The organism is Pseudomonas sp. TE3644 (genome assembly GCF_056278815.1).
The window spans coordinates 2,304,756-2,328,897 of the sequence record NZ_JBWBQF010000001.1; the positions used below are offsets into that span (position 1 = coordinate 2,304,756).

Consider the following 24,142-nt stretch of genomic DNA (forward strand, 5'->3'; position numbering starts at 1 on the left):
GAAATGGCATGATGGGAATCTTTATTGCTGTGGTAACACCGGCGGCAAGGTTTTCGAGTGGGGAGTGTTGAACAAATGGCTGCGCAACAAACAATCACGGTGATCCCGCCTGGCTTTGCCTTGAACGGGCAGGTTTCGCCACCCGGATCGAAGTCCATCACCAACCGCGCATTGCTGCTGGCCGCCCTGGCCAAAGGCACCAGCCGCCTGGACGGCGCGCTGAAAAGCGATGACACCCGGCACATGTCCAATGCCCTGCGGCAGATGGGCGTGGTCATTGACGAACCGGACGACACCACCTTCGTGGTCACCAGCAGCGGCCAGCTGCAGGTGCCCAGCGAACCGCTGTTCCTGGGCAACGCCGGCACCGCCGTGCGTTTCCTCACCGCCGCCGTGGCCACGGTCAACGGCGACGTGACCCTGGACGGCGACCATTACATGCAAAAGCGCCCGATCGGCCCGCTGCTGGCTTCGCTCACTGCCGGCGGCATTGACGTGCACAGCGCCACCGGTTGCCCGCCGGTGCAGGTCAAAGGTACCGGCCGCCTGCAGGCCCAGCGTTTCGAGATCGATGGCGGCTTGTCCAGCCAGTACGTCTCGGCGCTGCTGATGGTTGCCGCGTGCGGTACCACGCCCATCGACGTCGCCTTGACCGGTAAAGACATTGGCGCCCGCGGCTACGTGGACCTGACCCTGGCCTGCATGCGTGCCTTCGGCGCGCAAGTGGAGCAACTGGACGAGGTGACCTGGCGCGTTCAGCCCACCGGCTACGTGGCCGGCGATTACTTCATCGAGCCCGACGCCTCGGCCGCCACTTACCTGTGGGCCGCCCAGGCCTTGACCGGTGGCCGCATCGACCTGGGCGTGGCCGACGACGCCTTCACCCAACCGGACGCCAAGGCGCAGGATTACATCGCGCAGTTCCCGCGCATGCCGGCCGTGATCAACGGCTCGCAGATGCAGGACGCGATCCCGACGCTGGCGGTGCTGGCGGCGTTCAACGAAACGCCGGTGCGCTTCGTCGAACTGGCCAACCTGCGCGTCAAGGAATGCGACCGGGTGGCAGCGCTGGACGACGGCCTCAACGCCATTCGCCCCGGCCTGTCGACGGTGGAGGGCGATGACTTGCTGGTGCACGCTGACCCTGCATTGGCTGGCACCACTTGCGAGGCATTGATCGACACCCATTCGGACCACCGCATCGCCATGTGCTTTGCCCTGGCCGGCCTGAAGGTGGGCGGCATCCGCATCCAGGACCCGCTGTGCGTGGGCAAGACCTACCCGCGTTACTGGGACGCCCTGGCCTCCCTGGGCGTGACCTACACCCACGGCTGAGCCCGTTATTCAGAAGGTGCCAAAGCCCCGAGCCATCAGCGTAGCGGGCAGCGGCACCAGCACCAGCAATGTCAGCTCCAGGCGGATGATCATGATCATCTGCCGGATGCTGGCAGCGCTGACGGTGGGCGCCACGCCTGCCTTCACCGCCGCGCGCCAGCCCAGGAAACGCACGGTCGGCACGATCGACATCAGGCCTATCAGCACGAACAACGCCACCTTGGCGTGAAAGAAGCTGTTGTGCAGGTAAAAGTCCGGCCCCTTGGCAAACCACAGCAATCGCGCCAACCCTGTCAGCAACACCACCCCCGCCACGATGCCGAACCACATGTCCACGCGTATCAGGCTGCGCGCCTGCTCCAGGGTAGGCTCGGGCTTGAGCAATACGTGCTCGATGGACAGCAGGGCGAACAGGGCGAAAATCGCCAGATAATGCAGGTAGGCGGCTATGGCTTGGCTCATGGCGATGTCCCGCAACCGGTGTGTCTGACCATCGTAGTTCAATTCCCCTCGGGCGCTGCTCGCCTGGCCAACAGGCGCGGTCAGCGGCTGGCCAGAAAGCTGAGTAGCGTGTCGGTGACACGGCCCGGGTTCTCCAGGTTGGCCAGGTGGCCAGCGTCCGGCACCAGCACATGGGGGCAGCCGATGATACGGGCCATTTCCAGCGTTTCATGGGGCGGGCGTGGGATGTCGTGATCGCCGCACATCACCAGGGTCTTGCGTGGGTCGAGCCGATCAAGACGGTCGCGCAGGTCTTCGCGGCCGAAGATCATGCGCCCAAGCGGCACGATGCTCTGGTTCACGGTGGCGGCCGGCAGGGCGGCGAGCGTGGCGCGAAAGGCGCGGCACAGGGGTGAGTGCAGGTCGGCTTCGGGGTGAAAATAAAGGGGCACCACGATATCCAGCAAGGCGTCGGTCATGGTGCCTTCATCTTCCAACTGCTGTAACAGCGAGAAGTAGTATTGGCGCGCGGGTTCGTCCTCGGGGCCGACGTAGGTGTCCATCAGCACCAGGCGATCGATGCGCTCGGGCGCGTCCACGGCCAGCCGGGCCGCCCACATGCCGCCTATGGACAGCCCGATGAGGTGGCAGCGCTCGATGCCAAGATGGTCCAGCAGCGTGACGGCCTGGCGACCCAGGTCGGCGAGCTCGCGCACATTGGCCGGGCGCTGGCCGGACTGGCCGTGGCCCCACAGGTCGGGGGCGATGACGCGGTAGTGGTCCTTGAGTGCCTGCAGTTGCGGCACCCACATGCGCTGATCGCACAAATAGCCGTGGGCCAGCAGAATGACTTCCCCGGACCCCTGGTCGGTGTAGTGCAGTGGTTGTCCATCGATGATCAGCTGGGGCATGGGCATTCCTTCTTCCTGAAAATAAGACGCCCTGACAGGGTTGCTCAGGGCAACTCAAGCCTATGCCGCAGCCGTCCGTTTTCCCACCTTACGCGCAAGCCTTTGTGTTTCCTCAAGTAACCCAGCGCGACGGCGGCCGCGATCAGGCCTGAAGCGGCGCCGATGCCCAACGCCCAGCGCGGGCCGAAGCTGTCGGCCACCCAGCCAACCACGGGCGCGCCCAGCGGCGTGCCCCCCACGGAAATGGCCAGCAGAATGGCCATCACCCGCCCGCGCATGGCGGGGTCGGTGGACAGTTGCACCGTACTGTTGGCGGTGGTGGTGAAGGTTTGCGCGGCCACGCCGACCGCCGTCAGGGTCAGGCCGAACCACCAATACCCGGGCATGACGGCCGCCAGGCCCGTGCCCAGGCCAAACAGCAGCGCACCGGCCAGCAGCGCGCTCATGCGCGGGGTGCCGCGGCTGGCCGAGAGCAGGGCGCCGAGCACCGAGCCCACGGCCATGCACGAGGTCAGCACACCGTACTCGCTGGAGCCCTGCTGGAAGACCGTGACCGACATGGTGGAAATGAAGATGGGGAAGTTCAGGCCGAAGGTGCCGATCAGAAAGTACATCCACAGGATGGCCAGCAGGTCAGGGCGGCTGCGCACGTAGGCAAAGCCGTCAGCCAGGCCGGCGCGGCTGCTCTTGGTGCGTTCGCGCAACTGCAGGTCGCCCAGGCGCAGCCAGCGCAGGGACAGCAGCACGGCGCCAAACGAGGCGGCATTGAGCACGAACACCCAGCCGCTGCCAATGGCGGCAATCAGCACGCCGGCCACGGCGGGGCCGATCATGCGCGCGGCATTGAATGAGGTGGAGTTGAGCGCCACGGCGTTGGACAGGTCCTTGTCGCCCACCAGCTCGGCGACGAAGGTCTGGCGGGCGGTGGAGTCGAAGGCGCTGACGCAGCCGAACAAGAACGCGAACACGTAGACTTGCCACAGTTGCACCACGCCCGTCAGGGTCAGCAGCCCTAATGCCAACGCCAGGGCGCCGGACAGGGCCTGGGTGGTCATCACCAGTTTGCGGCGGTCGAAGTGGTCGGCGGCAAGGCCGGTAAACGGCATCAGCAGCAAGTAGGGGCCGAACTGCAAGGCCATGACGATGCCCACGGCGGTGGCGCTTTCGTGGGTCAGTTGCACCAGCACCAGCCAGTCCTGCGCGGTGCGTTGCATCCAGGTGCCGATATTGGAAATCAGCGCGCCGCCTGCCCATACACGGTAGTTGTAGTTGCGTAGCGAGCGGAAAGTGCCTTTCACAAAACCGGTTCCCGAAGTCTGGACGGAAGACAGGCAGCGCCGACTAAACCGTTAGCTGCCTATCTTCGATCTTCAGTGGCCCGGCGTCAGGCTGTCAAGCGATGACGTTCAACGCGCGGCGGGGGTCTTGTGTTCCAGGCGGCCGACCGGGCCCAGCCATTGGCCGGCCTGCTGGTCCAGCCACTGTTGGGCAGTGGGCGCGCGCTTGAGCGTGGCATCCAGCCAGGCGGTACTGACGGCAGCGACGCTGGCGGCCTGACGGCGGTCAACGCCCAGGTCCACCGGTTTGGCGCCGCCACGACCTTCGCCGCCCGGGCCGCCTGGGCCACCACCGCCTGGGCCACCACCGCCTGGGCCACCACCGTCGGGGCCGCCGCCGTGGTGGCCTTCGCGTTTGCTCTCGCCCGGCTTGCCGCCCCCGGCGTGGGCCAGGGTGCCGGACAGGTCCTTGTGGCTGGCGTCCTGCAGGCGCAGTTGGTAGCTGCCCGGGGTGCCAAGGCCGTCGAACAGGGCGAAACGCTGTTGCGCGCTGCCCACCCAGCTGAAGGGGTCTTCATCCAGCGGGCCGGTGGCGGTCAGCACCGGGGTGTCGATCTGGCTGAAGCGCGCCGGGTCGGCGCCGGCCGCCACGTAGGGGCTGAGGATGATTGCGCCTTGCGGGCGCCATTGGGTCAGGCGCGCCTGGCCAGGGTCGCGCTCGCCGGCCAGGGCGGCCGCCGTCTGGGCGCCCAGGTCGTAGCCGGCCACCACCACGTGTTCCACGTCCACGGCATTGAAGCCGGGCTCGCCGGCCAGGCCGCGGCGGCGCACTTCGGCCAGCACGGTGACCACTTCGGCCACCCGGGCTTGCAGCGCGGCGTCGGCGTAGCTGTTGGCGGCGATGCTGCGGAAAGCGCCGGCCTGGGCATCGGGGGTTTTATAGACCGATGAGTCGTAACGGGTTGGCTGCAGGGTCAGCACGGCGTAGCCGGCATTGCCCCAGCTTTGGCGCCACAGTTGGCCGGCGCTGTCGTCTTCACCCAGGCCCGGCAGGTACACCACCAGCGGTACGTTTTTCTGGCCGGTGGGCACCAGCAGCGACAGGTCGATCTGGTGGGTGCCCCACGCCCAGCGTGTGGCCCAGCCGTCAAGCTTGCTGGCCTGGGCGGGGTGGTAGGCGGTTTTCAGGTATTCCTGCAGCGAAACGATGCCGTCATCCTCGGCAGCGGGCTTGTCGGCGCAGGCACCAAGGGAGGCCAGGGCGATGCCCAGGGCCAGGGGACGGACGAAACGTGACAGGGAAAAAGGCAGCAATGACATGACGATTCTGCTTCAACGGCAACGAAAGCCGCGATTATGCAGAAGCTGCGGGCCAGGTGGGGCGCGGGCCGGGTAAAAGCTGGGTAAATTTTTGCTACATAAACATGGCCCAGTCGATACATTTCCCGTGGGACCGGGCGTCAGCTCGGGAAGCAGACGCTGCGTTTTATCCGAGTATCCGCGGCGATCTTTTCCCGAGCTGACGCCCGGTCCCACGAGGATACGGGTTGCGTGTCGGGCAAGCTCGCCTAAGCTTCACCCCAGCAGGATGAAAAAACTTACAAATTCAACGCACTATGCCGGACCTTTCGCCCTGTCCCGTAGTCTTTAGGGCGTCAATTTGAAATGGAGGTGTACATGCTCATTCGGTCTCTGGCTTTGGCTGCCCTAGTTGCAGTTGCGGGCCCCGTGCTGGCAGCCGACAGCGACTCGCCGCTGGCCCAGGAGCAGGGCAAGGCGCGGCCCCTGATCATCATTGCGCGCAGCTCGGTGGACCCCACCCTGGTGCACCTCAAGGACGCGCTCAAAGAACCGGCCAACCAGCAGGCCTTCGCCCAGCGTAGCCTGGTGCTGTACACCGTGGTCAACACCATCGGCCAGCGCGACGGCAAGAACATGGACCCGCAGGCGACCATGGCGCTTATTCGCAGTTTGAGCCTGGGCGCGGGCGAGTTGCCCAAGACCATTCTGGTGGGCAAGGACGGCACCAAGAAGCTGGAGAAGAGTGGGCCGGTGGAATTGAAGGAAATCTTCGACACGGTGGATGCCATGCCGATGGCTGAGAAAGAGGCGGCAGCGGCGGCTCCGGCCGCGCCTGCCCCGGAACCGGGCAAGCCGGCCAAGGGTGGCAAGGCCGGCAAGGCAGCCGCAGCACCGCAGTCGCTGGACGATTGAAACCGCGTCGCGTTCATCGTGGCCAAGGCCGGCTCCTACGCCGGTCTGCGTGGCCGCGATGAACGCGACGCCGATCCTCAGGGAATCAAACGCTCGGCACGCAACTGCGCGAACACGTCGAAGAACCCCTGGTCACTGGCCTGAAAATCGACAAAGCCCAACCGCCGGCTTTTCGACATGTCGGTGACCACCTCGATCGGCCGCCCCAGGTCGGCGTCGGTGTGCCACGGCGAGATCAGCCGCTTAATGTCGTGCTCCACCAAGCCATACTCGGCCGCCAACTGCGTCCACACCTGCTGATCATCAGCCATCTGCGTGGCCAGTGGCATCGACTGCTCGGGGAAGGGCGCCGGTTCCAAATCGAACCACTCGGCAATCCGCCCCCACATCCAGCTCCAGCGAAACACATCGCCGTTGGTGACGTTGAACGCCTCGTTGGCGGCGGCAGGCGTGGTGGCGGCCCACAGCAACTGACGGGCGAGGATGCGTGCGTCAGTCATGTCGGTAAGGCTGTCCCACTGCACCCGTGACCCGGGGAACACGAACGGGCGGCCGCTGGCCTTGCACACGCTGGCGTACACGGCCAGGGTGGTGGCCATGTTCATGGCGTTGCCCACGGCCACGCCGGTGATGGTGTGCGGGCGATGCACGCTCCAGGTGAAATGGTCGCGCTGGGCGGCGGCGAACACTTCGTCTTCCTGGGCGTAGTAGAAGTTTTCCACCTCAAGGCGCGCCTGGCTTTCGCGGAACGGTGTCTGCGGCAGGCTGCCCTGGCCATACGCCTCGAACGGCCCCAGGTAATGCTTGAGGCCGGTGACCAAGGCCGCGTGGCGCAGGCTGCGAGCACTGCGCACGGCGTCCAGCACGTTGCGCACCATGGCAGCGTTGACGCGGATGTTTTCCGCTTCGCTGGCCTGGCGTGACCAGGTGGTGAGGAACAGGTGGGTCGGGGCCAGGCCGGCAACGGCGCTGGCCAGTGCAGCCGGATCCTGCAGATCGGCGGCAATCGGGATGATACCCGGCGCCAGGTTGGGGTGGCGGGACAGCCCGGCCACCTTCCAATTGGTGTTTTCGGCCAGTACGCGGGTGAGCGCGCTGCCGACGATACCGCTGGCGCCGACTACCAATGCGACTTCAGTCATGTCTGCCTCTGTGCAACAAATGTTGTTACACCTTAGCGGCAGATGCCGTGAGATCCAACCCGCAATGGCCGTGGTGCGACCCGTAGCCGCTGCCTCGGTGGAAATCTTGGGGGGGGCACACGGGCCAGCGCAGCCTGGCGGCAGCGGCTACGAGGGCGCGTGTACCCGTCGATTGCGGCGCCGGCAGGCCTACCACGGACCGCGTAGGAGCCGACCTTGGTCGCGATGCAGGCGATGCGGTCTACAACAAAAATGCCTAGTTCATCACCACCGCAGCGCCAGCGCGTTGCAGCAGACGCTGGCTGCGTTCCGACAACTGCTCCAGCACAAAGCCCTTGCCGGCTTTCTCGTAGCGCGTCGCCAGGGCCTCCAGCGCGGCAATGGCCGAATGGTCCGCCAAGTGCAGATAACGGCAGTCCACCACCACCTCGTCAGGGTCGTTGCGCGGGTCGAACAGGGCCTGGAAGTGCGTGGTCGAGGCGAAGAACAGCGTCCCGTGGGGCGTGTAGCGCTTGCGGCCTGGCTGGCTGTCGTCGGCATCGGCGCGGATGTCGCGGGCGTGCTGCCAGGCGAACGCCAGCGCGGCGATCAGGATGCCGCACAGCACGGCAGTGGCCAGGTCGGTGAAGACGGTGATTACGGTCACGGCGACAATCACCACGGCGTCCTGGCGCGGCACCTTGCCCAGCACCCGCAGCGAGCCCCAGGCAAAGGTCTGCTGCGCCACCACGAACATCACCCCGGCCAGCGCTGCCAGCGGAATACGCTCGATCAGCGGCGACAGGAACAGAATGAACAGCAGCACCATGATGCCGCTGACCACGCCGGACAAGCGCCCGCGGCCGCCGGAGCTGAGGTTGATCACGGTCTGGCCGATCATGGCGCAACCGCCCATACCGCCGAACAGCCCCGAGGCGACGTTGGCCACGCCCAGGGCCACGCATTCACGGTTGGGCTGGCCACGGGTTTCGGTCAGCTCATCGGTGAGGTTGAAGGTGAGCAAGGTCTCCAGCAGGCCGACCATGGCCATCAGCACCGCGTAGGGGGCGATGATCTTCAGGGTGTCCAGGTTCATCGGCACGCTGGGCCAGTGCAAGGTGGGCAGGCCACCGGCGATGTGCGCCATGTCACTGAGGGTGCGGGTGGGCAGGTCGAGGAAATACACCAGCAGGCTGACCCCGATGATGGCCACCAGCGCCGGCGGCACCGCACGCGTCAAGCGCGGCAGCAGGTAGACGATGGCCATGGTCAGCGCCACCAGGCCCAGCATCACCGCCAGGGCCGAACCGCCCAGCCAGTCGGCGCCCTGCTTGAAGTGCTCCAGCTGCGACAGCGCGATGATGATCGCCAGGCCGTTGACGAAGCCCAGCATCACCGGGTGCGGCACCATGCGGATCAGCTTGCCCAGGCGCAACAGCCCGAACAGCACCATGATCAGCCCGCCCAGCACCACGGTGGCCAGCAGGTATTGCACGCCGTGCTGCACCACCAGCGCCACAATCACCACGGCCATGGAGCCGGCCGCCCCGGAAATCATCGCCGGGCGGCCGCCAAACAGTGCCGTCAGGGTGCAGATGATGAACGCGCCGTACAGGCCCATCAGCGGGTTGAGCTGCGCCACCAGGGCAAAGGCGATGCATTCGGGCACCAGGGCGAAGGACGAGGTCAGCCCGGCCAGGACGTTACTGCGAAGTGAAGACAGTGACATGGGGTTCCTTGCGAAAACGCCAACGGCTCACCTAGGGATAGGCAAGCGGTGGGGTGAATCAGAGAGTGGTGCGCAGTTTAAAGAAAAATGGACTGGATCGGACAGGTATTTTGATCGGCGGCAGCCCTTGCCGCATCACCGGCGCAATCGTTTAGACTCCCTGCGTTACCCTCGCTGCCCATAACAACAACCAAGCAACAGGAGTCGCACCATGGAGCAACTTTCGCTGGGCCTCGTCGGCTACGGCAAGATCGCCCAGGACCAGCACGTCCCGGCCATCCTCGGCAACCCCGCCTGGCACCTGCAGGCCGTGGCTACCCTGGGCCAGCCTTGCCCTGGCGTGGCCAATTTCAACAGCCTGGAGGCCTTGCTCAGCGACGGGCCGGCGGTTGCCGCGGTGTCGTTCTGCACCCCGCCCCAGGGGCGCTACGCGCAGGTGCGCCAGGCGTTGCTGGCCGGCAAGCACGTGTTGGTCGAGAAACCGCCATGCGCCAGCCTCGGCGAGGCCATGGCGCTGGTGGACCTGGCCCAGGCGCAGGGGGTGACCTGCCTGTTTGCCTGGCATTCGCGCTTTGCCCCGGCGGTGCAGCCGGCGCGCCAGTGGTTGCAGGGCCGCACGCTGCGCAGCGTGGCCATTACCTGGAAGGAGGATGTGCGCAAGTGGCACCCCGGCCAGGCGTGGATCTGGCAGGCGGGCGGGCAGGGGGTGTTCGATCCGGGTATCAATGCGCTGTCCATTGTCACCGCACTGCTGCCGCAGCCGCTGTTCGTCAGCGGCGCCGAATTGCGGGTGCCGGCCAACCACCAGGCCCCCATCGCCGCCCGCCTGCGCATGACGGACGCCCACGGCTTGCCGGTGACCGCCGACTTTGACTGGGACCATCCCGAGCCGGACATCTGGCGCATCGTGGTGGAGACCGAAGATGGCGTGCTGCGCCTGGAGCAGGGCGGTGCGGCGCTGTTCATCGACGACGTGGCGCAGCCGCTGCCGGCCGAGGCGGAATACCCGTCGCTGTACCAGCATTTCGCGCAACTGATCGCACGCCAGGCCAGGGATGCCGACCTGCAGCCGTTGCGTCTGGTGGCTGATGCCTTCATGGCGGGCAGCCGCACCCTGGTGGCCGAGTTCCACGACTGACCCCTTGTAGCCGCTGCCGCCAGGCTGCGCTGGCCTGCATTAGCCCTGGAGATCTTCAGTGAGGCACAGGGCCAGCGCAGCCTGGCGGCAGCGGCTGCATTGACCGCGTGTCGGCCTTGGCCTGCACCTTGCTATGGACCTCCCTGCGGTTCCCATCCATAGCGTTTGGTGGAGGTATACATGCTGATCACAAAAACAATAATGGCGTTGGCGATAGGCGCGGTGCTGTCCGCGTCGGTGGTGTTGATCCCCGATTCACTCGGCGGTTTTTCCAGTGTTCACGCCAAGGAGGGGGGTAGCGGTGGCCATGGTGGCGGCAGTGGGAGCGGTGGAGGCGGCGGTAGCGGCGGTAGCGGCGGTGGAGGTGGCAGCGGAGGTGGCGGAGGAGGCGGTGGCAGCGGTGGCGGTGGTGGCAACGGAGGCAGTGGTGGCGGTGGCGGCGGTAGCGGCAGCAGCGGCAGCAGCGGTGGCCATGGCGGCAGTGCCAGTGGCAGCAGCAGCCATGGCGACGGTCATGCAGGTGTTTCCAGCTCTGGCCGCAGCGGTACCCATGCCGAAGCAGGCGACGATCATGGCGTCCACGCTGGCGGGGAAGTAGGTGACGATCACGGCGTCCATGCCGCGGGTGAAGTGGGCGACGACCGGGGTGTTCACGCCGCCGGTGAACTGGGCGACGACCGTGGTGTTCATGCTGGCGGTGAACCCGGAGACGATCGTTCCGGTAGCTGATACTGGCGCAACCATAGCCCCGTAATCGGGCCAAAGCCCCAAGGATGGGGGCACTTGCCCCATACCCTACGGGTATCGAACCAGACCTCATGCCTATTGGCGCCCCAGCCCGCGAAGGGGGAAGATACCACTCAATAACAACAATCAGAGTGTTCCCGCCATGCACACGCCTTTACTGGGCCAGCGCAGCGAAATCTTCAACCGTGCCGATCCTCATGCCGTGTCCCTGTACGTCAATCAACACGTAGGGAGCCACTGCATTCAACTGCCGCGCGCCAGTCGCCCGCTGGCCCATCTGAGCCACCGCCCGTTCGCCGACCTGGACCTGTGCCGCATTGGCTATGGCGCCGCCGTGCGCGTGGTGTCGCCGGCACTGGAGCGCTTCTTTCACTTGCAAGTGCTGTTGCAGGGCCATTGCCTGTGGCGTCGTGGCCGCGAGGAACACGACCTGGTGCCCGGCGAACTGCTGTTGATCAACCCCGACGAGCCGGTGGACCTGACCTATTCGGCCGACTGCGAGAAGTTCATCGTCAAAGTGCCCGTGCGCCTGCTTGAAGGCCTGTGCCAGCAGCAACGCTGGACGTTGCCCGAGCCCGGCGTGCGCTTCACCGAACACCGCTATCGGCTGGACCAGCTGCAAAGCCTGGTGAGCCTGTTGGGCATGCTCTGCCAAGAGGCTGAAGAAGTAGAGCCGCAGCCGCAGGTGCAAGCGCACTACGCGCAGATTCTGGCCAGCAAACTGCTGACCCTGACCCGCACCAACGTGCGGCGCGTCAGCGCTGAGGCGCCGCCGCTGAACTTCGAGCGGGTGATCGACTACATCGACAACCACTTGGGCGATGAACTGGACAGCCAGGCCCTGGCCCGCCTGGCGCAGGTCAGTGTGCGCACCCTGTACGACCTGTTTGCCCGCAACGCCGACAGCACGCCGGCGCAGTACATCCGCCAGCGCCGCCTGGCGCGTATCCAGGCCTGCCTGGCCGACCCCACCTGCAAGGTGCGCAGCGTCTCGGAGCTGGCCATGGACCATGGCTTTTTCCACCTGGGGCGCTTCTCCCAAAGCTATCGCCAGCAGTTTGGCGAATTGCCGTCCCAGACCCTGGCGCGACGCCGCAACGCCCTCGCGCAAAACGGATAGCGGTCTGCAAGCATCGGCTATCGACATCCCCCACCCATTCGTACGCTGGAGGTGCCTGAACAATAACAACGGAGGCCCCGGCCATGTCCCTGGGAATCGACTACCTCAATGCCCTGCTGCACGAAGACCGCGCTCAGGGCATCTACCGCTGCAAGCGCGAGATGTTCACCGACCCGCGGCTGTTCGACCTGGAGATGAAGCACATCTTCGAGGGCAACTGGCTGTACCTGGCCCACGAAAGCCAGATCCCCAACGTCAACGACTACTACACCGTGCAGATGGGCCGCCAGCCGGTGTTCATCGCGCGCAACAAGGCCGGCGAGCTCAACGCGTTCCTCAACGCCTGCAGCCACCGCGGCGCCATGCTGTGTCGGCACAAAACCGGCAACCGCAGTTCCTACACCTGTCCGTTCCACGGCTGGACCTTCAATAACTCCGGCAAGCTGTTGAAAGTGAAGGATCCGGTGGAGGCCGGCTATCCGGCAAGCTTCAATTGCGAAGGCTCCCATGACCTGACCAAGGTGGCGCGCTTCGAGTCCTACCGCGGTTTTCTGTTCGGTTCGCTGAACCCGGACGTGCCATCCCTCCAGGAGCACCTGGGCGAATCGGCGAAGATCATCGACATGATCGTCGACCAGTCCCCCGATGGCCTGGAAGTGCTGCGCGGTTCCAGCAGCTACGTCTACGAGGGCAACTGGAAGCTCACCGCCGAAAACGGCGCTGACGGCTACCACGTCAGCGCCGTGCACTGGAACTACGCCGCCACCCAGCAGCAACGCCAACAGCGCGAGGCCCAGGCGGCCGCCAAGACCATGAGCGCCGGTGGCTGGGCCAAGCAGGGCGGCGGTTTCTACTCGTTCGACAAGGGCCACATGCTGCTGTGGACTCGCTGGTCTAATCCCGAGGACCGGCCGTTGTACGAGCGCCGCGATGAGCTGGCCCAGCAGTTCGGCAGTGCCCGCGCCGACTGGATGATCCACAACTCGCGCAACCTGTGCCTGTACCCCAACGTCTACCTGATGGACCAATTCAGCTCGCAGATCCGCATCGCCCGGCCGCTGGACGTGAACCGCACTGAGATCACCATCTACTGCATCGCCCCCAAGGGCGAAAGCGACGCCGCGCGCGCCCAGCGCATCCGTCAGTACGAGGACTTCTTCAACGTCAGTGGCATGGCCACCCCCGATGACCTGGAGGAGTTTCGCTCCTGCCAGTTGGGCTACCAGGGCAGCACCACGGCGTGGAACGACATGTCCCGAGGTGCTTCGCATTGGGTAGAGGGCGCCGACCAGGCCGCCCAGGACATCGACCTGCACCCCCAGCTCAGCGGCGTGCGCACCGAGGATGAAGGCCTGTTCGTGATGCAGCACAAATACTGGCAGCAGACCATGATCAAGGCGCTGCAGGCCGAGCGTATCGACGTGGAGGTGGTGCAATGATCAGCCACGACACCGTGCGTGATTTTCTCTACCGCGAAGCCCGCTACCTGGACGACAAGGACTGGGACAGCTGGCTGGCACTCTATGCCCCCGACGCGACGTTCTGGATGCCCAGCTGGGACGATAACGACGAGCTGACCCAGGACCCGCAACGCGAGATTTCGCTGATCTGGTACGGCCGCCGCGACGGCCTGGAAGACCGCGTGTTCCGCATCAAGACCGAGCGTTCCAGCGCCAGCATCCCCGACACCCGCACCTCGCACAACCTGAGCAACATCGAGGTGCTGGAACAGGGCGACGGGCAGGCGCGGGTGCGGTTCAACTGGCACACCCTGAGCTTTCGCTACAAGACCGTGGACAGCTACTTCGGCACCAGCTTTTACACCCTGGATACGCGCGGCGAACAGCCGTTGATCAGCGCCAAGAAAGTGGTGTTGAAGAACGACTACGTGCGCCAGCTGATCGACATCTACCACATCTGAGGCGGCCATCATGACCTACAAGATCGCACTGAATTTCGAGGATGGCGTGACCCGTTTCATCGACAGCAGCGCCAGCGAAACCGTGGCCGATGCCGCGTATCGCCAGGGCATCAACATCCCCCTGGACTGCCGCGATGGCGCCTGCGGCACCTGCAAGTGCTTTGCCGAAGCCGGTCGCTACGACCTGGGCCAGGAATACATCGAGGACGCCCTGACCCAGGATGAGTCGGACCAGGGCTACGTGCTGACCTGCCAGATGAGGGCGCAAAGCGACTGCGTGGTGCGCGTGCCCGCGTCTTCTGACGTTTGCAAGACCAGGCAGGCCAGCTACGACGCCACCATCAGCGCCGTGCAGCAGCTGTCCGACAGCACCATCGCGCTGAAGATCAAGGGCGAGGCGCTGAACCAGTTGGCCTTCCTGCCAGGGCAGTACGTCAACCTGCAGGTGCCGGGCAGCGAGCACACCCGGGCCTATTCCTTCAGTTCGTTGCAGCGTGACGGCGAGGTCAGCTTCCTGATTCGCAACGTGCCGGGGGGCTTGATGAGCAGCTTCCTCACCGGCCTGGCCAAGGCCGGCGACAGCATGACCCTGGCAGGGCCGTTGGGCAGTTTTTATCTGCGCGAGATCCGTCGGCCGCTGTTGCTGCTGGCGGGCGGCACGGGGCTGGCGCCGTTTACCGCGATGCTCGAGCGAATTGCCGAGCAAGGCAGCGACCACCCGGTGCACCTGATCTACGGGGTGACCCACGACATCGATCTGGTGGAGACCGCGCGGCTGGAAGAGCTGGCCTTGCGCATTCCCCGGTTCACCTTCAGCGCGTGCGTGGCCAGCCCCGACAGTCGCTACCCGCGCAAGGGCTACGTCACCCAGCACATCGAGCCGGGCCACCTGAACGACGGTGATGTCGACGTCTACCTGTGCGGGCCGCCGCCCATGGTGGAAGCCGTGAGCGCCTACCTGCGCGACCAGGCGATCGTGCCGGCCAACTTCTACTTCGAAAAATTCGCGGCCGCCTGATACCCCATCACCGTAGCCGCTGCCGAAGGCTGCGCTGGCCCTGAGCCCCACTGGAGATATTCAGGGTTCACACAGGCCAGCGCAGCCTGGCGGCAGCGGCTACCGAGGACACCTCATGAATCGATTCAACAACAAAATAGCCCTGGTCACCGGCGCTGCCCAAGGCATCGGCCTGGGCGTGGCCCAGCGCCTGGCCGCCGAAGGCGCACGCCTGGTGCTGGTGGACCGCTCCGAGCTGGTGTACGAGCTTGAGCACCTGCCCAACCACCCCCTGGTCCTCACTGCCGATCTTGAACAGCATGAAGAATGCGCCCGTGTCGTCGCCGCGGCGGTCAAGCACTTCGGCCGTCTGGACATTCTGATCAACAACGTGGGCGGTACGATCTGGGCCAAGCCCTTCGAACACTATCAACCCGAGCAGATCGAAGCCGAAGTGCGCCGCTCGCTGTTCCCCACGTTGTGGTGCTGCCACGCGGCGTTGCCGATCATGGTGGGGCAGGGCAGTGGCGCTATCGTCAATGTCTCGTCCATCGCCACGCGCAGCGTGAACCGCGTGCCCTATGGCGCGGCGAAGGGCGGCGTCAATGCGCTGACCGCCTGCCTGGCCTTCGAAACGGCAGGCCGCGGCGTGCGCGTCAACGCCACTGCGCCGGGCGGCACCGAGGCGCCGCCACGGCGTATCCCGCGCAACAGTGCCGAGCAAAGTGAAGAGGAGAAAGGCTGGTACCGGCAGATCGTCGATCAGACGTTGGACAGCAGCCTGATGCATCGCTACGGCACCGTAGAGGAGCAGGTGGGGGCGATTCTGTTCCTGGCCTCCGACGAGGCCTCCTACATCACCGGCGTCACCCTGCCGGTGGGCGGCGGCGACCTGGGTTAGGCCTGTAGCCGCTGCCGCAGGCTGCGCTGGCCGTCATACGCGCCAGGGATTTTGAGGCTCAATGCAGGCCAGCGCAGCCTGGCGGCAGCGGCTACAACATTCTGCACAAGGCTTGGGCGCTGCGGTTCACAGCGCGGCGCCACCGCAGGCACCACCGGCGGCCGCACCCGCGCCCGTGCCAGGTTGCGCACAATGCGAAACAACCCGCTGGGCCGCACTTCCCCTTGTGCCGCGCCAAAGCGCAGCCAGGCTTCCTGCACCAGCCGCTCGGCCTGCTCGCGGCAGCCCAGAATCGCAGTGGCGTAGTCGATCAGCGCCTTGCGCTGAGTCAGGTAGAGGTCGAGCTTGGCTGTGCAGGGGTTCACGATCAGTCACCGGTCGTGGGGGAAGACGGGTTTATCATAGCTGCAATGCGAATCATTATCAATGGCACACGCCAAAGCTGCTCCCTGAATCCCGCACCACCCCGTAGCCGCTGCCGCAGGCTGCGCTGGCCCTCATAAACCCTGTAGATCTGCAGTGATGCATCGGACCAGCGCAGCCTTCGGCAGCGGCGACGGGGAAATGCCGAGGCATCAAGCAATAATGTCCGCACCGCGATCACATCCGTCCGAAATGGTTCCCAAACGTATCCATCCGGATAATTGCCAACCCATCCAACTGTCTCTAGTCTGTTCAGCATCGCGAAAAGCTCGATGGACAGGCGCCTGGACGGCTCGGTGAGAACCCCATGATTCGTATTGGAAATGTCACAGTCTCGCTTGCGCTGCGCGAGATTCACCAGGGCGGGGTGCCGGTCAAGGTCGGCAGCCGGGCGTTCGACATCCTCGAAGTGCTGGTAGCGGCCCAGGGCCAACTGGTCAGCAAGGATGAACTGCTGGCCCGGGTGTGGCCCGGCGCGGTGGTGGAGGAGAACAACCTGCAGGTGCACATCTCGGCCCTGCGCAAAGCCCTGGGCGAGGCCCGCGAGCGCATCCGCACGGTGCCGGGGCGTGGCTACCGACTGGTGCTGGACGCCGAGCCCGACGCCCAGCCGCCCGTTGCCACCGGCCGCGACAGTTTGCTGATCGCGCTGCTGCAACGCCTGGGGCTGCATGACATGCTGGATGCCCCCGGTACGGCCCTGCCTGAAGCGCCCCCTGTGCCCGCTCACGGCGAACCCATCGTCTACGTGGTGGACGACGAAGCCAGCGTGCGCGATGCCCTGTCGCGCCTGTTGCGCTCCGCCGACATCGCCGTGCGCACCTTTGCCACTGCCGATGACTTCCTGGCCTCGGATTTTGATCAGCGCCTGGCCTGCCTGGTGCTGGACGTGAACCTCTCGATCGGCACCGGCTTTGACCTGCAAGCCGAGCTGCGCCGTCGTGCCAGTGCGCTGCCGATCATCTTCATGACCGGCTATGGCACCATCCCCATGTCGGTGAAGGCCATCAAGGCCGGCGCCCAGGAGTTCCTGACCAAACCGTTCGATGAAAACGAATTGCTCGACGCCATCGACCGCGCCTTGGCCGGCGCCCGTCAGGGTTTCGCCGTGCAGGCCCAGGCGCGCGAGGTGCGCGGCCGCTATCAAAGCCTCACGCCGCGCGAGCGCCAGGTGTTGGGGTTGCTGCTGGAGGGCAAGCCCAACAAGCTGGTTGCCGCAGCGCTGGGCACCCGCGAGGTGACCGCCAAGGTGCACAAAAAACACGTCATGGCCAAGATGCGCGCCGCCACCCTGGTGGACCTGGTGCGCCTGTGCGAGCAGATCGGCGTGAACCCCGTGCAGGTCGATGCCCATGCCGGCTGAGGCGCCATGACCCTTGCGCCGCCACTGCCCGGCGAGCTGGCCGATTACCGCCAGCAACTGGGCGGCTTCAATGAACAATGGCTCAAGCACCTCACCTGGCGCCTGCTGCTGGTGGATGGCGAAGTGGCGCGCTACCGCGTGCGTTCGCCCATCTCCGCCCGTGACTGGCTGATCGCCCGGCCCGCCGCCTTGCCCTGCGAAGGGGGCTTCCGGCGGCTGCATCAGGAATACGATGTTCGCCATCATCTGTCGCCCGCCTGGGCGATTGTGCCGGTAGCGCTGATTGGCGCCGTGGATGGGCCGTTGCTGGTGCTCGACGACAGCCAGGGTCGTGGCCTGCAGGACGCATTGGGCGAGCGCCTGCCCATCCTGCGCTTCCTGCGCCTGGCCCTGAGCGCCACCCAGGCCCTGGGGCAGGCCCACCGGGCGGGCATCCTGCACCGCGACATCAAGCCTTGCAACCTGATCGAAGGGGCCGACGGCGTAGTGCGGCTGATGGCCTTCGCCCTGAGTTGCCAGCGCGACGCCAGCGGGCCGGCGCTGGAAGCCATTCGCGGCAGTTTCGCCTACATGTCGCCCGAGCAGGCGGGCCGTACGGGGCAGCCGGTGGACGAGCGCAGTGACCTGTACTCACTGGGCGTCAGCTTTTACGAGATGCTCACCGGCACGCTGCCGTTCGAGGGTAACGACCCGGTGGAGTGGTTGCATCAGCACCTGGCCCTGCAACCACCGCCGTTGGAGATTGTGCGCCCGACGGTGCCGCCGGCCCTGACGGCGGTGGTGCTCAAACTGCTGGCCAAGCGCGCCGATGAGCGCTACGCCAGCGCCGATGAACTGGCCGCCGACCTGCGCCTGTGCCTGGCGCAGTGGACCGAACTGCAGACCATTCACCCCTTCGAGCCCGGTGCCCGTGGCGGCCTGGCGCAAGGGGCGCTGAACGCTTCGTTGCCCGGTCGCGAGCATGAGTGCGCGCTGCTGCATGAACGCGTGCTGCGCTGTGCGGTCACCGGGGAAGGCGAGCGCGTACTGATCAGCGGCCCGGTGGGCAGCGGCAAGGGCGCCCTGGTGCGCCAGGTGCACCAGGACCTGGTGGCCGGCAGCATCGTCTTTGCCGCCGGCCGTTTCGACCCGCTGGGCCAGATCACCCCCTATGCGGCATTGACCACGGCCCTGCGCGCGTTGGTGTTGCGCCTGCTGGGCGAACATCCCCAGGGCCTGGCCCATTGGCGCCAACACCTGCTGCTGGCGCTGGGTGATGGCGCCGCGCAAGTGCAGGCGCTGGTGCCTGAACTGGAGCTGGTGATGGGCGCCGTACCCCCTGTGGCCGAACCGCCGCGCGCCGATGCCAGCCAGCGCATGCAAACGGTGCTGCGCGCTTTTATTGCCGCCTTCGGCACGCCCGGCACCCCGTTGCTGCTGTTTTTCGAGCACGTGCCGGCGCTGGATACCCATACCCTGGCGCTGCTGCACAACCTGATGGAAACACCCTTGCCCCACGTGGTGCTGGTGCTGGCCAGCCGTGAACCCTGGCAAGGCCCGCTGGCACAGGCGGCGCGCGCCGATGCGGGCCATTGCACGGAACTGGCGCTCAAACCCTTGGGCTTGCCTGCCGTGCTGGCCATGGTCAACACGTTGCTGGGCAGCCAGGGCGCGGCGATGCAGCCGTTGGCCGAGGTGATCCACGAGAAGAGCGGCGGCAACCCGCTGTTCATCCAGCAACTGGTGCGCACCCTGGTGGAAGAAAAACGCCTGGTGCCCCGGCCTGGCGCGCTGGGCTGGGCCTGGGACCAACAGGCGCTGCTGGCCTACCCGATGGCCGACAACGTGGTGGATCTGCTGCTCACGCGCATGGCGCGCTTGCCCCGGCGCACTCGCTGGCTGCTGGGCCTGCTGGCGCTGATCGGCACCCGTGCCAACCTGGCGCAAATCGCCAGCCTGGGCCGCTTGCAGCCTGCCCGTGTGCGTCAGGCCCTGGGCGCGGCGGTGCAGGCCGGGTTGCTGTTGGCAGAGGGCGAGGGCTGGTGCTTCAGCCATGACCGGGTGCGCGAAACCGCCTACCACGCCATCGCGCCGCGGCACCGCGCGTTGCAGCACACACGCCTGGCGCGGCAGTTGCTCCAGGCCATGGACGACCGCCAGCCGCCGGCCTACCTGTTTCGCATTGCCCTGCATATTCAGCAGTGTGCCCATGAGCAGTTGCAGGCACAGGACCTGCAAGCGTTCGTCGAGGCGCTGCTGCGGGCGGCACGGCGGGCCAGCGACACCGCGACTTTGCCCTTCGCCTTGCAATACCTGCGCCTGGCCCGCGAGCTGGCCCGTTGCCCGCGCTGGCAGCAGGCGCCGGCGCAGCGCTACGCCATGGACCTGCTGTACGCCCAATGCCTGATGAACAGCGCCGACTACGCCGGCGCCCATGCCTGCATCGATCAAGTGTTGGACCGGGTCGAGTCACTGTGCCAGGTGTCGGCGCTGTACGTGCTCAAGCTTGAAGCGCTGTCGCTGGCCGATAACTACATGGCAGCGCTGCATACCGGGCGCGCGGGCCTGGCGCTGTTCGGCATCGAGTTCAATGGCTGCGACCGCGAGCAGGTATTGGCGCAGGTCAATGAGGCCTTGGGCGAGCGCCCGATCGAAGCCCTGCTGGCGCATCAGACCGTGGACAACAGCTTTATCGCCGCCGCCTTGCAGTTGATGGCGGCGATGATCATCCCGGCCATTCACGTGGAGCGCGAACTGGCGTTGCCGTTGCTGGGCCGCATGGTGCAGATGACCGTGCGCCACGGCGTCAGCGCCGCCTCCGTGCCGGGGCTGGCGTGGTTCGGCGTGCTGCTGGCCGATGAATACGCCGCGCACGCCCAAGGCCAGCGCTATACCGAACTGGCCGTGCGCCTGGAGCAGGTGCTGGGCCTGGACACCGGCCAGGTCTCCACCCAGCTGGCCCTGGGGCGCACCAGCGCCTGGACGCGTTCGCTGGCGTTTTCCCTGGAGTGTGGCGAACAGGCGTTCGCCGCCGGGCGCCGCGAGGGCAGGGCGGCGCTCAGCTGTTACGCCTGCCATCACATGGTCAGCATCCTGCTGGTCATGGGCGGCCCGCTGGCCCAGGTGGAACAGCGCATTGATGCGGCGGTGGCCTTGGCCGATGCGGCCGGGTTCGCCGACAGCCGTCTGCTGCTGGAAATCCAGCAAGCGTGCGTGCGCGGGTTGCGCGACGCCGACCTTTCGCCTTCCAGCGACCCGCTGCACGCCTGGCAGGTGCGCGTGGAAGCCAGCCGCATGTTGCCCATCGGCTTCTTCTACTGGCTGTACCGGGGCCTGCTGGCCTTCGTCCAGGGCCGCCACGAAGCGGCCAGCGATTACCTGGGCCGCGCCGAAGCGCAGAAGGGCTGCATGGCCGCCCACGTGCACCTGATGGACCTGGCGTTCTATTCGGCGCTCAACCACGCCGCCCTGGCGGCCAGCGCCTACAGCCCACTGGCCGCCGTGCATGGTCTGCAACCGTACCTGGCGGACCTGCGCCGCTGGGCCCGGCTCAACCCCCAGGCCTACCTGGACCGGCAGATGTTGGTGGAAGCCGAGATCGCCCGCCTGCAAGGTGACCTGGTGCGTGCCTTGCAGCTGCTTGAAGGTGCCATCGAACATTCCGCCGCCAGCGGCTGCGCGCCGGTGCAGGCCATGGCCCATGAACGCGCCGCCAACTGCCATCAGGCCCTGGGCCTGGCCAGCTCGGCCCGTGGCCACCGCGTCAGCGCCCGGGATGGCTACCAGCGCTGGGGCGCGCTGAACAAGGTGCGGGCGCTGGAAGCCGCGCATCTGTACCTGAGCAACAAGCCCCTGGATGCCCGCACCTCCATCGACATGCTCAACGGCCAACAGTACCTGGACCTGGTCTCGGTGACCAAGGCCTCCCAGGCGCTGTCGCGGGAAATCGTCTTCGAGCGGCTGGTGGAAACGCTGCTGGCCAACACCATCGTCCATGCCGGGGCGCGCAATGGCGTACTGGTGCTGGTGGAAGCGGGCGACCTGCTCAGCGTGGCCCGCGGTGAGGCGGCCGATGCCGGCGTGCGGGTGAGCCTGCAGCAACAGCCGGTACAGGCCCGGGGCCTGCCCTTGTCGTTGCTGTACACGGTGATGCGCACCGGCCGTACCGTGGCGCTGGTGCAGGCCGGGCGCGACGCCGATTTTGCCGACGATCCGTATTTTGCCGTGCAGGAAGCCGGCGCGGTGCTGTGCCTGCCCTTGCTCAAGCAAGGCGAGGTGATTGGCCTGCTGTACCTGGAAAACCCGCTGGCCAGTGGCGTGTTCACCCTGGCGCGGGTGGCGATGATCGAACTGCTGGCGGCCCAGGCGGCCATTTCCCTGGAGACCGCGCGCTTGTATGCCCAGGTGTTGGACGAAAACGCCCGCCGCCGGGACACCGAAGCGCAACTGCGCACCAGCAAGGCGTTGCTTGCCATCGGCCAGAAGATCATCCGCTCCGGCTCGTTCCGCTGGGACGTCAACACCGACCAGGCGCAGTGGTCCGATGAGCTGTTCGCGGTCTGGGATTTGCCGGTGCGCAGCAAGGCCCCTTCGTCCGAATCACTGGTACGTCGCGTGCACAGCGAGGACGCCGAGCGCATGCACGCGCAACTGCTGTGGGCGCGGCAGACGCGGCTGCCGTTGCGCATGGCCTTCCGCATCGTGCTGGAGGATGGCAGCGTGCGTTACCTGGAGGCCCACGCCGAGCCCGCCGAAGACGGCGTGTACGTGGGCGTGACCTCCGATGTCAGCGAGCGGCGGGCCACCGAGGCGGCCCTGCGCGGCGCCCGGGCGGAGCTGGCGCGGGTGCGTCACAGCACGGTGATGGGTGAGCTGGCGGCGTCCATTGCCCACGAAATCAATCAACCACTGGCCTCCATCGTCACCAACGCCAGCGCCAGCCTGCGCTGGCTGCAGCGTGACGTGCCGCAGGTGGGCGAGGCCCTGGAAGGCCTGCGCGACATCGCCCGTGACGGCCGTCGGGCCGGCGACATTATCCGTTCGTTGCAGGCGCTGGCGCGTCAGGAACCGGCCAGCCGCAGCTGGGTGGCCATCGATGAACTGATCCAGCAGGTGCTGCGCCTGACGGCAGTGGAAACCGAAGCACAGCAGGTGGCGGTGCACACCTCCTTGCAGGCCCAGGGCATGGCGGTGCAGGTCGATGGCGTGCAGTTGCAGCAGGTGTTGTACAACCTGATCGTCAACGCGGTGGAGGCCATGGGGCGGGTGCCGCAGATCACACGCCGCTTGCAGGTGAGTTCGCGGGTACCGGTGGCAGGTCACCTGGTGGTGATGGTGGAGGACAGCGGGCCGGGTATCAGCGTCGAGGATGAAGACAAGGTGTTCAACGCCTTCTTCACCACCAAGACCACTGGCATGGGCATGGGCTTGGCCATTTGCCGGTCGATCATGGATGCGCAGGACGGTACCTTGCACCTCCACCGCGGGCGCGAGGGGCAGACGGTGTTTGTGTTTACCCTGCCGTGTGCCCCTGGCCCGTGACCCTGTAGCCGCTGCCGCCAGGCTGCGCTGGCCCGTGTGAACCCTGAAAATCTCCTGCGGGGCACATGGCCAGCGCAGCCTGGCGGCAGCGGCTACAAGTGCGTCAGCTGCGGGCGAAGGCCAGCAAGTCCTGATTCAACTGGTCTTTATGGGTGAAATACACCGCGTGCGGTGCACCCGGGTACACCTTCAGCGTCGCCCCACGTACCAATTCTGCGGCCGCCTTGCCGGTCACCTCGAAGCTCACCACCGCATCGCCGTCGCCATGGATCACCAGGGTGGGGATGTCGATGCTGCGCAGGTCATCACGGAAGTCGGTTTCCGAGAACGCCGCCACGCAGTCGTAAGTGCCCTTGAAGCCGGCCTGCAGGGCCAGGAACTGGGTCCAGTCGAGCATCGGTTTGCCGACCTTGTTGGCAGGCTCCGCGCTGCCGGTGAACACCGGGCCGAAGGCGTCGAGGAAGCCGGCACGGTCGTTGAGCAGGCCTTGGCGGATGCCGTCGAAGATGGCCGGGTCCATGCCTTCGGGGTGATCGTCGCGGCGGATCATCAGCGGCGTCACGGCGCTGATCAGCACCGCCTTGGCGATGCGCTTGCTGCCGTGACGGCCCAGGTAGCGCGCCACTTCGCCGCCGCCCATGGAGAAGCCCGCCAGCACCGCGTTGCTGATGTCCAGGTGGCTGAGCAGTTGCTCCAGGTCATCGGCGAAGGTGTCGTAGTCGTAGCCGGTCCAGGGTTGGCTGGAGCGGCCAAAGCCGCGACGGTCGTGGGCGATTACGCGGAAGCCGTTGTTGGCCAGGAAGTTGGCCTGGTAGTCCCACATGTCGGCGTTCAACGGCCAGCCGTGGCTCAGTACCACGGGTTGGCCGCTGCCCCAGTCCTTGTAGTACAGCTGGGTGCCATCGGTGGTGGTCAAGTAAGGCATGCTTGTCTCCTGATTGGTGAGCCCGCTCGGCCGCTGCATCGGCGCTGGTCGCACTAGCG

The 24,142-nt window shown here is 66.3% G+C and carries 19 protein-coding genes; 11 read left to right on the plus strand and 8 right to left on the minus strand.

Annotated elements, in window-relative coordinates:
- Positions 1-75 precede the first annotated feature (75 nt).
- On the plus strand, positions 76-1,335 hold the full coding sequence (gene aroA / locus ACZ9GA_RS10210; protein ID WP_457362789.1) for a 3-phosphoshikimate 1-carboxyvinyltransferase: 1,260 nt from the start codon (positions 76-78) through the stop codon (positions 1,333-1,335).
- 9 nt (positions 1,336-1,344) lie between these two features.
- Here the strand turns inward: aroA and ACZ9GA_RS10215 are convergent, their stop codons facing one another.
- From ACZ9GA_RS10215 to ACZ9GA_RS10230, 4 genes are all read right to left on the minus strand, one after another.
- Entirely contained in the window at positions 1,345-1,797 is a 453-nt protein-coding gene (locus ACZ9GA_RS10215; protein WP_457362788.1) for a DUF2214 family protein, read from the minus strand.
- Positions 1,798-1,877: 80 nt separating this feature from the next.
- A complete protein-coding gene (locus ACZ9GA_RS10220; RefSeq protein ID WP_457362787.1) occupies positions 1,878-2,687 on the minus strand; it encodes an alpha/beta fold hydrolase in 810 nt (269 codons plus the stop codon).
- Between the two features lie 44 nt (positions 2,688-2,731).
- Positions 2,732-3,985, minus strand: coding sequence for an MFS transporter (locus tag ACZ9GA_RS10225; RefSeq protein WP_457362786.1), 1,254 nt, complete (start codon positions 3,983-3,985; stop codon positions 2,732-2,734).
- Positions 3,986-4,093: 108 nt separating this feature from the next.
- Complete coding sequence (locus tag ACZ9GA_RS10230) at positions 4,094-5,284, minus strand: alpha/beta hydrolase (RefSeq protein WP_457362785.1); 1,191 nt, start codon at positions 5,282-5,284, stop codon at positions 4,094-4,096.
- A 357-nt stretch (positions 5,285-5,641) separates the two neighbouring features.
- Between ACZ9GA_RS10230 and ACZ9GA_RS10235 the strand changes: the two genes are divergently transcribed.
- Positions 5,642-6,178 (plus strand): DUF4174 domain-containing protein, encoded by a 537-nt coding sequence (locus ACZ9GA_RS10235; RefSeq protein WP_457362784.1) that lies wholly within the window; start codon positions 5,642-5,644, stop codon positions 6,176-6,178.
- Positions 6,179-6,255: 77 nt separating this feature from the next.
- Here ACZ9GA_RS10235 and ACZ9GA_RS10240 read toward each other — a convergent pair whose 3' ends face one another.
- On the minus strand, positions 6,256-7,320 hold the full coding sequence (locus tag ACZ9GA_RS10240; protein WP_457362783.1) for an SDR family oxidoreductase: 1,065 nt from the start codon (positions 7,318-7,320) through the stop codon (positions 6,256-6,258).
- A 256-nt stretch (positions 7,321-7,576) separates the two neighbouring features.
- Positions 7,577-9,028: a SulP family inorganic anion transporter gene (locus tag ACZ9GA_RS10245; RefSeq protein ID WP_457362782.1), complete on the minus strand. Its 1,452-nt coding sequence runs from the start codon at positions 9,026-9,028 to the stop codon at positions 7,577-7,579.
- 211 nt (positions 9,029-9,239) lie between these two features.
- Here ACZ9GA_RS10245 and ACZ9GA_RS10250 point away from each other — a divergent pair, with 211 nt between their 5' ends.
- The 7 genes from ACZ9GA_RS10250 (at position 9,240) to ACZ9GA_RS10280 (ending at position 15,852) form a co-directional block, all read left to right on the plus strand.
- Entirely contained in the window at positions 9,240-10,166 is a 927-nt protein-coding gene (locus ACZ9GA_RS10250) for a Gfo/Idh/MocA family protein (protein WP_457362781.1), read from the plus strand.
- A 180-nt stretch (positions 10,167-10,346) separates the two neighbouring features.
- Positions 10,347-10,895, plus strand: a complete 549-nt coding sequence (locus tag ACZ9GA_RS10255; RefSeq protein ID WP_457362780.1) for a hypothetical protein — start codon at positions 10,347-10,349, stop codon at positions 10,893-10,895.
- Between the two features lie 160 nt (positions 10,896-11,055).
- Entirely contained in the window at positions 11,056-12,033 is a 978-nt protein-coding gene (locus ACZ9GA_RS10260) for an AraC family transcriptional regulator (RefSeq protein ID WP_457362779.1), read from the plus strand.
- 83 nt (positions 12,034-12,116) lie between these two features.
- Positions 12,117-13,472 (plus strand): benzoate 1,2-dioxygenase large subunit, encoded by a 1,356-nt coding sequence (benA, locus tag ACZ9GA_RS10265; protein ID WP_457362778.1) that lies wholly within the window; start codon positions 12,117-12,119, stop codon positions 13,470-13,472.
- Positions 13,469-13,954 carry a benzoate 1,2-dioxygenase small subunit gene (gene benB / locus ACZ9GA_RS10270; protein ID WP_457362777.1) on the plus strand — a complete coding sequence of 162 codons (486 nt, stop codon included), beginning with the start codon at positions 13,469-13,471 and terminating at the stop codon, positions 13,952-13,954. The genes benA and benB overlap by 4 nt, the downstream gene beginning before the upstream one ends.
- A 10-nt stretch (positions 13,955-13,964) precedes the next feature.
- Positions 13,965-14,972 carry a benzoate 1,2-dioxygenase electron transfer component BenC gene (benC, locus tag ACZ9GA_RS10275; protein ID WP_457362776.1) on the plus strand — a complete coding sequence of 336 codons (1,008 nt, stop codon included), beginning with the start codon at positions 13,965-13,967 and terminating at the stop codon, positions 14,970-14,972.
- Between the two features lie 115 nt (positions 14,973-15,087).
- On the plus strand, positions 15,088-15,852 hold the full coding sequence (locus ACZ9GA_RS10280; protein WP_457362775.1) for a 1,6-dihydroxycyclohexa-2,4-diene-1-carboxylate dehydrogenase: 765 nt from the start codon (positions 15,088-15,090) through the stop codon (positions 15,850-15,852).
- On the opposite strand, the gene ACZ9GA_RS10285 is transcribed toward ACZ9GA_RS10280, so the two are convergent.
- Positions 15,849-16,217 (minus strand): RNA polymerase sigma factor, encoded by a 369-nt coding sequence (locus tag ACZ9GA_RS10285; RefSeq protein WP_457362774.1) that lies wholly within the window; start codon positions 16,215-16,217, stop codon positions 15,849-15,851. The genes ACZ9GA_RS10280 and ACZ9GA_RS10285 overlap by 4 nt on opposite strands.
- A gap of 365 nt (positions 16,218-16,582) precedes the next feature.
- Here ACZ9GA_RS10285 and ACZ9GA_RS10290 point away from each other — a divergent pair, with 365 nt between their 5' ends.
- The gene (locus ACZ9GA_RS10290; RefSeq protein WP_457362773.1) at positions 16,583-17,638 is read left to right on the plus strand and encodes a response regulator; all 1,056 of its coding nucleotides are present in this window, start codon (positions 16,583-16,585) and stop codon (positions 17,636-17,638) included.
- 6 nt (positions 17,639-17,644) lie between these two features.
- Entirely contained in the window at positions 17,645-23,158 is a 5,514-nt protein-coding gene (locus ACZ9GA_RS10295; protein ID WP_457362772.1) for a trifunctional serine/threonine-protein kinase/ATP-binding protein/sensor histidine kinase, read from the plus strand.
- A 103-nt stretch (positions 23,159-23,261) separates the two neighbouring features.
- Here ACZ9GA_RS10295 and ACZ9GA_RS10300 read toward each other — a convergent pair whose 3' ends face one another.
- Positions 23,262-24,083, minus strand: coding sequence for an alpha/beta fold hydrolase (locus ACZ9GA_RS10300; protein WP_457362771.1), 822 nt, complete (start codon positions 24,081-24,083; stop codon positions 23,262-23,264).
- Positions 24,084-24,142 lie beyond the last annotated feature (59 nt).